Here is a 12,587-nt window from a genome sequence, read left to right on the forward strand (position 1 = left end):
GAAATAAATACCGATACGGCCTGCCAATGACTTATTTTTCTTCTTTTTTACTTGAATGGTTGGTTGTGTCGTAACTCTTTGGACTGTATTCATCTATTTTTCCTCCGTTACTTTGAACTGGATAAAGGTTAAGATCGCCACTAATACTACAACTGCATATGCAACTGCTGAGGCATAACCAAAGTCAAAATATTGGAATCCACTTTTATAAATATATAATCCTAACGACATGGTGGAATCTGCTGGCCCACCCTTTGTTAAGTTGTAAGGCTCATCGAACAACTGAAGTGTTCCGATGGTTGATAAAATTCCTGCAAACAAAATAACCGGTTTTAACTGTGGAATCGTAATATAAAAGAACTGTCTAATTTTCCCCGCTCCATCTAGTGAAGCTGCTTCGTACATATCCTCTGAGATGTTTTGTAGTGCTGCAAGGAAAATAACCATGTTGTACCCTGTCCAGCGCCATGTCATAGCAATGATAATGGATGCTTTAGCACCAGTTGGTGTTGAGAGCCAAGGGATAGGATCAAAACCAAAGATGCCTAGGAAGTTATTAATAAACCCCTCGTCTTGAAGCATGATCGAAAACAAGATTGAATATGCCACCAGAGACGTTACGGCTGGTAAAAAGAAGGATACTCGGAAAAATCCTTTAAATTTTAATAGCTGGCTATTTAATGCGCTAGCAAGAATAAGTGCTAATAAAATCATGACTGGTACTTGAATGATGAAGATAATAAACGTATTTTTTAATGCTTTCCAGAAAATTTCGTCATGTAGTAATCGCGTATAGTTAGATAACCCTGTAAATACCATTTCTCCCTGATCCATCTTTTGAAAACTCATGATGAGAGAAGAAATAATTGGGTAGATGGTAAAAATCGCGAATAAAATTACGGCTGGACCAACAAAGTAGTATGGAAAAAGCTTATTTCTGCTCATTTTGACCTCCGTCTCTAAACTGAATAGATCACTCTATCAGTTCCGTTGTAAACATTTCGTATTTTAAGAGAAAAGACGATCACTATAAACCCTTAAATATCTCATGAGTTACAGGATCGTCTTTGAAAACTTAAATCAATTGTTTAAGTTTCTACTATTACTTATTCATTCTGTTTTTCAAACGATCTTCTGCATCTTTAAGTGCCTTATCCATTGATTTACCATTCATGACTTCTGATTGTGCTTTAATTGCTTCATCATGTGCTAATGAATAGTTTTCTGTGTAGTTTGCTGGTGGAATGTCATTTACTTCGTCAGCAAATGTTTTCCAGATTGTTTGTCCTGAGAAGAACTCATCTGGGCCAGTAAACATTTCATTGTTGTAAATGGTATTCAATGTCGGGAATAATCCACCCTTCATCGCTTCTAATTGAATGTTATCGGTAGTAGAGAAGTATTCTAAGAATTTGTAAGATAGATCTTTATTTACAGTAGAAGATAGAATCATATAGTTACTTCCACCTTGGTTCGCTGCACGATTTCCGCCTTCTTCAAATGCAGGGAATTGCATAACGCCCCATTTACCTTTTGTGTCTGCTGCTTGTTGTGTAATTGAACCTGCTAACCAAGCACCTGAAGGAGCAACTGCTGTTTTCCCTTCAGACATTGCACTGATCCAAGCATCCCAACCTACAGTGTTTTTCACTAATTTTGCATCTTTTAAATCCTTTTGTACTTGTAGTGCTTTTTTCGCTTCTTCTGTGTTTAATGCTACTTTTCCATCGTTATCAAATAGGAATGATCCTTGCTGATTTAACATTGCACGAAGAAGTCCATCATCACCGTTAAGATCTAAGCCGATAAAGTCAACGCCAACTTTTTCTTTGATTTTCTTACCTGCTTCAATGAAATCGTTCCACGTTTTAATATCGTCTGCTTTCACGCCTGCTTTTTCAAAGTAATCTGTACGGTAGAATACACCAGTTGGTCCACCGTCAAACGGGAAGCCGTATACTTTACCATCTTTTTCTAATAGAGCTTTTTTATACTCTGGGAATTTGTCTGCTTGTTTGTCGAATCCCATTTTTGAAATATCTAAGAACGCTTTAGGAAAAGCGTTTACATATCCTTGTACACGATCATCCTCGACTAACACGATATCAGGTAATCCTTTACCGCCTGCTTGTAGACCTGTTGTTAATTTTGAGTACACATCTTCGCGACCCATCTCAACAACTTTTAATTTAAATCCTGGATTATCTTTTTCAAATTGTTCAGCAGCTTTTTTCAGAACAGGAACGTTAATGTTCCAAGCCCAAGCTGTTAATTCTTTCTTGTTTCCTGAAGTTTTTTCAGAACTTCCCCCACATGCAGCTAAAACTAGTGTTAGAGCTAGTAGTAAGCTAAGTACACTAAACATTTTCTTCACTGCTATTACCCCCTTGTTTTAAGAAACATTTTCATCATCATTGTAAGCGATTGCAAATTAATCGTCAATAAAAATTTAACTAAAATTTTACTCATTGTTTTACTAAAGGCTGAATATACTGTTAAATCAAGCTTTTTTACAACCTTAAAAAAATTTTTTGTCTGTCCAATCATCCTCTTTTACGCAAAAAAACATGTGGCTTTTACGAGGCCACTGAAAAAATCCTTAAAGGATTTCGTTCATAAAGGAGTTGGTTGATTTCCACTCCATGCCGCTTCGCTTTCCGCGGGGTGTGCGGTGAGCCTCTCCGCTGCTCTGCGGTGTCTCACCTGTCACACTAATCCCGAAGGAGTCTCGCGCCTTCCGTTCCAAACAACCTAGAGCGACTGCATGATCTAGAATAGCCAAGTTTCCATTTTGAAAGGAACTTGGCGGTTTTTTGCTTTACCATGAAGAAAAAGCTGGATCCATTCCAAAGAAAGGAATGGATCCAGCTTTTTGTCTTACGTTCTACTGATCATCTAAAAAATCCGAAGCTTTTCGGTGGCCTCGCTTTTACGCAACATGTTTTTGAAGTATTTTCTTCTATATTTTTATGCCCTAGCAGACATTGAATGACTTCTTTCTAGATTTAGAGGAAGGAGAAGGTGCACTTCTGTTCCTTTACCCTCTTCGCTTTTATACGTAATTTTACCATCCATTGCTTCAATGATTCGTAAGGACACCATTGTTCCTAACCCCGTTCCTCGATCTTTCGTCGTATAAAAAAGCGTCCCAATTCGTGCAAGTTGCTCCTTGTTCATTCCTTTCCCATCATCAATGACCTGTACACATACATAGTCATCCTCCTTCTGCGCGTGAATAGTCACCGTTCCGCTATTATCAGTGGCTTCTATTGAATTTTTGATTAAATTAATAAACACCTGCTTTAATTGATTTTGATCCGTTTCCAAATGAAGAGGAATTTGTACGTTTATATGTAGATTTACTCCTTGCTTTACGGCTAACGGGTTTAATAAAGCTAATACATCATAAAACATGTCTGATAAGGAAAACACTTCAATCTTAGGAAACTGCGGCTTGGCAAAAGTTAAATAGTCACTAATAATTGATTCCGCTCGGTTTAACTCGCTTAGTACGAGCGAAATATATTGATCATACTCCCCGCGTTCCTTTTTTTGATCATGATTCATTAATTGTAGAAAACCCTTTACAACCGTAAGCGGATTACGTACCTCGTGTGCAATGGAGGCAGCTAACTCCCCTAGCGTATTCAGCTTCTCCGCATGCTGAATTTTTTCTTTCATTATCTTTCGCTCGATCATCCACTCATAAATTAATGAAGCCATGCAAATTCCGATTAGTTGAATAGTGCCAAAGCTTATCACATTTTCAATTAAGCTAGCTTCTATTGAGACATTTGGGCTTAGAGCAGTAGAAATTAACAATATGGAAAGCTGAACGAGGGATGGACCCAGTCCTAATATAATGGTAAAAATAATTCGTTTGCGAGCAGAAAATCCCCACGCCATTTTAGCTAAAAGAAAAGGGAAAAGAGCAGAGATAAGGACGCTTATATAACCGACGATAAGGGCATTTCCACCTAACATCGTTCTCCCACAAAGAATAAACCCTAATACAATAAATCCAGATTTCCTTCCACCATACACAAAGGCTAAAATTAACGGAACGTAGCGCAAATCCCAAAATAAATCATGACTCGAAAATGAAAACATTAGACAACAAAAAGTAGCTCCCCCTTGAAACAATCCGATTGCATAAGGAGAACTTCCGTACCGATTGTATTCTTTGAAGATTCCATGAAGTAATGTTGGCACTAGAATAATCAAAACATGTAAAAATAACTTTTCAGTTACCATTCTGTCGTACCTCACTAGACTTATTTTATAGTACAAAAGTACGACACTTCTCTCTATTTCCCTGCTTCTGTTGCATGATAATTTCTTCTCCCTTATTTATGATTTTGAGATGCATAGGCACATTTTGATTGATCTCACATACCTTGTCGGTAACGACATTTTACGAATGAGGTGGGAAATCCAATGTTTAGAACCCCTTACTACAACAAATCCCTCGCCCTTTTTTTACTAAATATGTGTGAGCTCGCATATGTGCAATACCAGCAAAACGGTTTAGTCTCTGTTCCAGAAGGATTTACGCTTGTGACCGAATTTCAAGCAACTACGTATGGTAGAACAGGCTTGTTTGGCTTTATTTTAGAATCGGAAGAATCGGTCATTGTAGCTTTCCGAGGAACTCAGTCAGACGTCGATTGGATGGCAGATGCGGACTACTCTCAAAGCTACTACCCTTATACGGTCAACGGTGGGCTTGTTCATAATGGCTTTTTAAGTGTGTATGAATCATGTCGTGATTTCCTACTAGATGTCTATAAAAAGCTTTCTCCTAATAAAACGCTCTATATTACCGGGCATAGTTTAGGAGCAGCTTTGGCTACTCTTCATGCGGCAGATGTCGCAACAAATCAGCTCTTTCGAAACGTTGTGATGTATAACTTCGCTAGCCCTCGTGTTGGCGACCCAACATTTGCTGCTCGTTACCACCAGCTTGTTCCGAATTCCATCCGGTTCGTTAATACAACAGATGTCGTAGCTAAAGTGCCTCCCATTATGATCTACGGACCAAAAGCAAAAAAAGCATGGTATTACTGTCATGTTGAATATGAGGTGTCTTTCACCGTGCAAGGAGGATCATTAAAAGCCAATCATTTTTTAGACACGTATAAAAGAGGAATCAAAAAGCTCAGTAATAGCGTGTTTAAATAAGAAAGGCGAGCTCTTTTTTTACTGAGCTCGCCTTTTTCTATCTATATTAATTCACATTCCACTTTTGCTGAAAAGAAGGAGGCGCCTCCGCCCATGTCTGCTAGCTTTTGTGGTGTAAGCATATTAACGGAAATACGTTCTCCCTCTTCGTCATCCCACCACAAGCCTTGTGTGAGCGCGACACCAGGTAGTACGTCTTCGGTAACGAATATACGTAGCTTCACTTCTCCTAATTCGTTAAACACTCGTACTCGATTTCCATTCTGAATTCCCCTTTTCATCGCTTCCTCTGGATGAAGTGAAAGGATTGGCTCTTTTTCTAGTTTTTGAAGACTTTTAATATTAGACATCGTGGAATTCAAAAACTGGTGATTAGGTCCGGATACAAACGTTAGCGGGTAGTGATCATTCTCTTTAACCCCTTCGTAATGTGGAAGCGGATTATAACCATCTCTTATCATTCGCTCTGAATAGAACTCTATTTTTCCTGAAGGAGTCGGAATATATTCCGGAAACATCTGCTGTTCCGTTACGTTCAACTTTATATGTTTTTCTTTGGCTAAACGCTCGTATGTAATCCCTGCAAGTGATGGGTTTTGGCTATCTAGCGCCTCATTAATCATGTCTTGTTCACTCACTTGAAACGCATCATCAGTGAACCCCATCCATTCAGCAAGCTCTTTAAATAACGTGAAGTTTGACTTTGCTTCTCCCATTGGTTCAATAATTGGTTGTTGTAGCTGTAGATATAGATGCCAGTACGATTTATAAAGATCTGTGTTTTCAAAATGACTTGTTGCCGGTAGGACAATGTCAGCATATTTGCACGTATCCGTTAAAAACAAATCATGCACAACGGTAAACAAATCTTCCCTCATTAGCCCTTTTCGAACTTTGTTTTGATCAGGGGCTACTTGAGCTGGGTTGCTGTTGTAAACAAAAAGACTGCGAATTGGGAGCTCCTCCTGCAGAAGTGCATCTCCAATTTGATTCATATTTACGCTGCGAGGATTTTGACTTGGTCGCAGATCAGCTCTTGCAAGTTTTGCATAGTTCAACTCTGCATAAGCGCTATTTCCTTTTAATGCTCCTCCACCTTTTACTCCCCATTGACCTGTTAAAGCTGGGAGACATGTAATCGCTCGTATCATCATTCCCCCGTTCTCATGGTGCTGAAGTCCATTTCCAATTCGAATAAAAGATGGCGTCGCTTCACCATACATTTTTGCTAGCTTCATAATATCATCAGCTGAAACACCCGTTATACGAGACACGTATTCCGGTGTATATTCCTGCACATGTGCAACCAGTTCTTCATAACCAACCGCATACTTAGAGACAAATGCTTCATCAACAAGCTTTTCGTTTATAAGCACGTGCATCATCCCAAGCGCTAACGCTGTATCTGTTCCTGGATTTAACTGAACAAACCAGTCGCCCCATTTTGCTGTTTTATTGTTATGAACATCAATTACGACGATTTTTGCGCCGCGCTTTCGAGCTTCATTAAAATAAATCATTTGGTGCATGTTTGTACTAATCACATTGCACCCCCAAATAAGGATTAACTTTGAATGAACTGTATCTTCTGGGTCAATGCCTACACCTCTCCCCATCGTATAGCGAAATCCAACAGAAGCCGCTGAATTACAGATGGTTTGCTCAAGGTGACTTGAGCCAAGCTTATGGAAAAAGCGACGATCCATTCCATCACTATTTAACAATCCCATATTTCCGTAAAAGCTGTAAGGAAGAATGCTCTCTGGTCCGTAACGACTAATTAAGTCGTTGTAGCGACGAGTAATTTCCCCGTACGCTTCTTCCCACGTAATTCGTCTGAAAGAAAAATCCCCTTTTTCTCCTACACGTTTTAATGGATACAAAACACGGTCAGGGTGGTTTACTCTCTCAGGAAATTTACGCACTTTATGGCAGATAACTCCCTTTGTGACGGGGTGATTCGGATCACCATTCACGGAAACAATTTTCCCTTCTTCTATTTCCACTTTTAATCCGCACGTGTCTGGACAATCTAGTGGACATACCGCTGATGCAATGGTTCGCTTTTTTTCCATCTTATTTCTCCTCTCACGACAAAGTATTTTATTATTCTATCATTTCTGGATTATTTGTCATACGTTTCTGCCACTCTTCCAATGCTTTTCCAATTATTTTGTTTAAAAATTCAGAAAAATAAAATATAATTACCGTGTAGACAAATTATTGAGGGGGAATATGCATGAGAGCATGGAAATCAATTTTGATCTGGGGTGTTATATCGGCCTTAGGAGCGATCTGCTTTGGCGTCGTGGCATTAAAACAAGGAGAAACAATTAATGCCATTTGGCTCCTGACAGCAGCCGTGTGTGTGTACGCTGTTGCCTACCGATTTTACAGTCGTTTTATTGCCCGAAAAGTGTTTCAGCTAGATGATAACCGACAAACCCCTGCCGAAACGCAGACAGATGGAAAAGATTATGTTCCAACAAACAAGTGGGTACTTTTTGGTCATCACTTTGCAGCAATCGCAGGAGCAGGTCCACTTGTCGGGCCCATTCTAGCGGCTCAAATGGGATATTTGCCTGGCACGATCTGGATCGTTGTAGGTGTTGTTCTTGCAGGAGCGGTTCAGGATTTTATTATTTTATTCGGTTCGATGCGTCGTAAAGGAAAATCTCTTGGTGAAATGATTAAAGAAGAAATTGGACCCGTCACTGGATTCATTGCGATGGTTGGTATTTTAGGTATCATGGTTATCCTTTTAGCCGTTTTAGGGCTCGTAGTTGTGAAAGCGCTAACAGGAAGTCCTTGGGGAATGTTTACCATTGCCGCTACGATTCCAATCGCTATTTTTATGGGTGTATACATGCGTTATATTCGCCCTGGTCGCGTTGGTGAAGGATCGATTATTGGGATTGTGCTCTTAATCTTATCATTAGTAGCCGGGCAATACGTAGCCGAAAATCCAACTCTTGCTAGCATGTTCACGTTTACAGGCGAAACGATCGCAATCATGATGATCGTATATGGATTTATCGCTTCTGTGCTTCCTGTTTGGATGCTGCTTGCTCCGCGCGATTACTTAAGTACGTTCTTAAAAATCGGAACAATCTTAGGTCTTGCATTAGGCATTTTGGTCGTTGGTCCTCACCTACACATGCCGAGCGTCACACAGTTCATTGATGGAACAGGACCTGTATTTGCTGGAAATATGTTTCCGTTCTTATTCATTACTATTGCCTGTGGAGCTGTATCAGGATTCCATGCTCTCGTTTCCTCTGGTACAACACCAAAAATGATCGAACGCGAGTCACATGCACAACCGATTGGATACGGCGCAATGCTCACGGAATCCTTCGTTGCCGTTATGGCCATGATTGCTGCCTGTGTATTAACGCCTGGTATTTATTTTGCGATTAACAGTCCTCCTGCCGTAATTGGGACAGACGTGTCACAAGTTGCTCAAACTGTAAGCAGCTGGGGATTCGCTATTACTCCTAATGATTTGAGCACGCTCGCAAAAGATGTTGGAGAGGAAAGCATCCTTTCTCGTACAGGTGGCGCTCCTACTCTTGCAATCGGAATGTCGTTTATCTTTTCAAAAGTAATCGGTGGAAAAGCGCTCATGGCGTTTTGGTACCACTTTGCTATTTTATTTGAAGCTCTCTTTATTTTAACAACCATTGATGCTGGAACCCGTGTTGGTCGATTTATGATTCAAGATCTTTTAGGCCATGTGTATAAGCCTCTCGGGAAAACAGACTTTCTTCCAGCTAACTTATTAGCTACGCTACTCTGTGTCGCAGGGTGGGGCTACTTCCTTTATCAAGGTGTTATTGATCCGTTGGGTGGTATTAACACGCTTTGGCCATTATTCGGTATCGCCAACCAAATGCTAGCAGGGATTGCCCTTCTACTTGGAACAACGCTCTTATTCAAAATGGGGAAAAAAGCGTACGTATGGGTCACACTTGTCCCAACGACATGGCTATTAATCGTAACGATGACAGCAGGATGGCAAAAACTATTCCATGACAATCCTAAAATTGGATTCCTTGCTCATGCGAAAGTATTTAAAGGTGCACTAGACAAAGGAGAAATTTTAGCTCCAGCAACGTCGAAAGAACAAATGCAGCAAGTATTGTTTAATGACTATATTGATGCCACGCTCTGCGGTATTTTTATGCTTGTTGTATTGGCTGTTTTAGTATCAGCGATTCGTATGTGGATAAAGGTTCTTACAAACAAAAAAACGACTCTTCATGAAGCGCCTTACGTTCCACGTGAAAAAGGAGACTTCCAACATTATGCGTAAACTGATAGCATCTTTTTTAGCGCACCGAAAGCAATTTGTTAGTCTCCTAGTAGGCGTTCCAAGCTACGAAAAATATGTAGATCATATGAAAAACCATCACCCTGATGAACCAGTTAAATGCCGCAAAGAATTCTTCTGCGAAGCTCAAGAAGAACGCTTTAACGCCAAGGGTGGAAAAATATCTCGTTGCTGTTAATACGGTCAGAGCCCTCTAAACTGTTTAGAGGGCTCTAATTATTTTGAGTGTAATCTCTCCTACCTTTCAAAATTCTTCCTAGTCCTTATCTACCAAAATAAGGATATCTCCTTCTTTTACCAAATTTCTTCCTATATACTTTTATTTACAGCCGCTTGTCATCCCTCGTCCCGCAACAAAGAAAGCGGTTACTAAAAAGGGGGATTTTCTATGAAAAAGTACGTTCTTTTGCTCATCACTGGCTTCCTCATCTTAGCTCTTTTTCCACGTCATACACTTGCTGATGAATTTCAGCCCGGCGATCAGTTTGAAAAACCCATTAATTTAGGTGAAGCGGTTACCATTCCACTTTCACAAGCTGCTGCATATGGTCAAACAGCAAGTGGGGAAAACGAGCAGTACATTGCCATTACCGGAACACCGGCCGTTTTCTATGCGGTGGATGCCGAAACAGGAGAAAAAAAATTCTCTCAAGCCCTTCCCAATACAGATGTTGTTTGGGCGATGACGGTGGGAAGTGACGGCAATGTCTACATGGCTGGAACGATTAACGGCATGATCTATCGTTACCTTCCAAATGAAAAACGCCTTGAAGCAGTAGGAAAAAATCCTTCCGATAATTTCATTTGGGACCTTAAAGCAAGTACTGATGGAAAGATCTACGGTTCAACATATCCTCGCGCAAAAGTATTTGAATATGATATTGCTTCAAATTCTTTTACCGATTTAGGTGTGATGAAGGAAGGACAGCAATACGCACGAGGGATAGGCGTTACTGATCAGTATGTATACGTAGGAATCGGAACGACTGCCGCACTAGTACGCTATGACCGTCAAACAGGTGAAAAGAAAGAAATTGCGATACCAAACAGCGGAAAAAGCGGCACAATTTCCGAATCGGCGGTTTATAATGGAAAACTATTCGTCTATTCAGGAACGAGCCTATTTATTCTAGATGAAGCAACAGAAAAACTTATTCGCACAATCAGCTTTCAAGGAAAAATTTCTCCACCTTCTCCTTACAACCCAAACTTAATCTACTACAAATCTAGTGGAGACTTATATTCCTATAACACAGCAACCAATACGGTTCAAAAAGTAACGGGCATTCCTCCTCTACCAGCAGACACAGCTGTAAAATCTCACTCATGGATCACTCTAAAAGATGGACAAACGGTCTTAACTGGAATGGCAGCTTTTACGGATTCCTTCTTTTTCAATCCAACTACCAACTATTATGACCTTCATTTCCCAACCGTTGAGGCTCAGGGAACAACCGTGAACGCCTTGCACTACTCAAATGGCAAAGTATATGCGGGAGGCTACCAAAGAGGCCTTAGTATTTTTGATGAGAAAAGTCAAAGCTACACCTACACGTACAAAGGCTTTCATCAGCCTGAAGGAATTGGTGTGATGAACGATACGCTTTATTTTGGAACCTATCCAGGTGCAAAAATCTATCGCTACGACCCAACCAAACCGTTTGACTACAACGAAATTAAGCAAGGAAACCCTGGACTTATTCTAGACATCGAAGAGGACCAGGATCGTCCGTTTGTTTTAAAAAGCGCTGATAATATGATGTTTATTGGGACATTCCCAAGCTATGGAAAGCTTGGTGGTGCCTTAACGATTTTAAAAGAAAAGCCGAACGGTGATGGCACCATTGCCACGGAGACAAAAACCTATTCAAACATTGTCCAAAATCAAAGTATTTTCGGTCTTGCCTATAAAGATGGCAAATTATATGGAGGCACATCTATATACGGCGGACTCGGTAGTACACCGACAGAAAAAGAAGCAAAAATGTTTGTATTTGATGTCAAAACAGGGCAAAAGATTAAGGAGTTCACTCCTACTATCCCAGGGATAGACGTTCCAATACAACTTATCGGAGACTTGGAATTCGGTCCTGACGGATTACTATGGGGAATTGTAGACGGCACCATTTTTGCAATGAATCCTGACACCCTTGAGGTAGTCAAAAGCAAAGTGGTTTATCCGACCACGTTTGGCTCAAGTAAGTTCCGTCCTTATTATTTGAAATGGGGCTATGATGGCACCATTTACACGACAATTGGAAGAACTCTTACGGCGATTAACCCTGTTACGTTAGATTCTCAAAAGCTGATCACAGGCTCTAGTCAAATGATGACTTTATCAGATGAAGTTGTAGAAGCTTCCATTAATTTAATGGCGCTCTCAGATGACGGAAGCCTCTATTATACGATTAGTTCCAAACTGTATAAACTTCCGATGAAAACTATTGTTTCCCTATCCGTTGATCAACAAGTGATTAATAAATATGACGTCGTAAACCCTTCTATTTCATTTGCCTATGCCAATGGGAAACCGATTGTCTATGAAAAAGAAGATGTGACGCTAACCTCGTCTGATTCTTCCGTTCTTCGTGTCAGAGAGGATCAAACACTTCAAGCGGTTCATTCAGGTATAGCAACCGTTATGGCAACGATCAATCGGAATGGCAAGGTCGTCACAAGTAACGAAGTAACGATTACAGTGACAGCAAGTCTTCCAATTTTGACAGAGGATATTCAAAAAGCCAGAGAAGAAGAGGAAATAAGCAACTCTCTTTTCAAACGAATTATTAATCCACTACAATCAGCACAGCATTTTATAGACAAGGGAGAATCAGATAAAGCCATTCATCACCTTATGAAGGCTAAAGAAGTTCTACAAAATACTTCAGATAGCGAACTAAAGGAAGCTTTACGGGATAGCTATATTCATGATCTAGATGCGATTATAAATAGCCTGTCTTAGTTTCTAAAAGCAGCGCTTTTGGCGCTGCTTTTATGATTTATCTATCTTTCGACCTAAAAACACTTCAAAAAAATTCCATAATAACCGATAATTTGATCGTACATGCTAAAT

9 protein-coding genes are annotated in these 12,587 nt (G+C 40.1%); 4 read left to right on the top strand and 5 right to left on the bottom strand.

The annotated features are described in order from the left end of the window. Positions 1-93: 93 nt before the first annotated feature. From AMD01_RS19450 to AMD01_RS19460, 4 genes are all read right to left on the bottom strand, one after another. On the bottom strand, positions 94-945 hold the full coding sequence (locus AMD01_RS19450) for a carbohydrate ABC transporter permease (RefSeq protein WP_053403107.1): 852 nt from the start codon (positions 943-945) through the stop codon (positions 94-96). Positions 946-1,102: 157 nt separating this feature from the next. Then, on the bottom strand, positions 1,103-2,365 hold the full coding sequence (locus tag AMD01_RS19455; RefSeq protein WP_245638990.1) for an ABC transporter substrate-binding protein: 1,263 nt from the start codon (positions 2,363-2,365) through the stop codon (positions 1,103-1,105). A 234-nt stretch (positions 2,366-2,599) separates the two neighbouring features. Next, on the bottom strand, positions 2,600-2,782 hold the full coding sequence (locus tag AMD01_RS24295) for a hypothetical protein (protein ID WP_157052799.1): 183 nt from the start codon (positions 2,780-2,782) through the stop codon (positions 2,600-2,602). A gap of 185 nt (positions 2,783-2,967) precedes the next feature. Beyond that, on the bottom strand, positions 2,968-4,212 hold the full coding sequence (locus AMD01_RS19460) for an ATP-binding protein (protein WP_245638985.1): 1,245 nt from the start codon (positions 4,210-4,212) through the stop codon (positions 2,968-2,970). Positions 4,213-4,437: 225 nt separating this feature from the next. On the opposite strand from AMD01_RS19460, the gene AMD01_RS19465 reads away from it, so the two are divergent. Next, positions 4,438-5,181 carry a lipase family protein gene (locus AMD01_RS19465; RefSeq protein ID WP_053403110.1) on the top strand — a complete coding sequence of 248 codons (744 nt, stop codon included), beginning with the start codon at positions 4,438-4,440 and terminating at the stop codon, positions 5,179-5,181. Positions 5,182-5,222: 41 nt separating this feature from the next. Here AMD01_RS19465 and AMD01_RS19470 read toward each other — a convergent pair whose 3' ends face one another. Then, complete coding sequence (locus AMD01_RS19470; protein WP_053403111.1) at positions 5,223-7,256, bottom strand: molybdopterin oxidoreductase family protein; 2,034 nt, start codon at positions 7,254-7,256, stop codon at positions 5,223-5,225. Positions 7,257-7,420: 164 nt separating this feature from the next. Here AMD01_RS19470 and AMD01_RS19475 point away from each other — a divergent pair, with 164 nt between their 5' ends. The 3 genes from AMD01_RS19475 to AMD01_RS19485 all read left to right on the top strand — a co-directional run bounded on the left by AMD01_RS19475 (position 7,421) and on the right by AMD01_RS19485 (position 12,476). After that, entirely contained in the window at positions 7,421-9,496 is a 2,076-nt protein-coding gene (locus AMD01_RS19475) for a carbon starvation CstA family protein (protein WP_053403112.1), read from the top strand. Next, positions 9,489-9,692, top strand: a complete 204-nt coding sequence (locus AMD01_RS19480; RefSeq protein WP_053403113.1) for a YbdD/YjiX family protein — start codon at positions 9,489-9,491, stop codon at positions 9,690-9,692. Before AMD01_RS19475 ends, AMD01_RS19480 begins: the two co-directional genes overlap by 8 nt. Before the next feature lie 210 nt (positions 9,693-9,902). Further along, positions 9,903-12,476, top strand: coding sequence for an FIMAH domain-containing protein (locus AMD01_RS19485; RefSeq protein ID WP_053403114.1), 2,574 nt, complete (start codon positions 9,903-9,905; stop codon positions 12,474-12,476). Positions 12,477-12,587: the final 111 nt, after the last annotated feature.

It is taken from the genome of Priestia koreensis, assembly GCF_001274935.1.
In the GTDB taxonomy this organism is placed as follows: domain Bacteria; phylum Bacillota; class Bacilli; order Bacillales; family Bacillaceae_H; genus Bacillus_AG; species Bacillus_AG koreensis.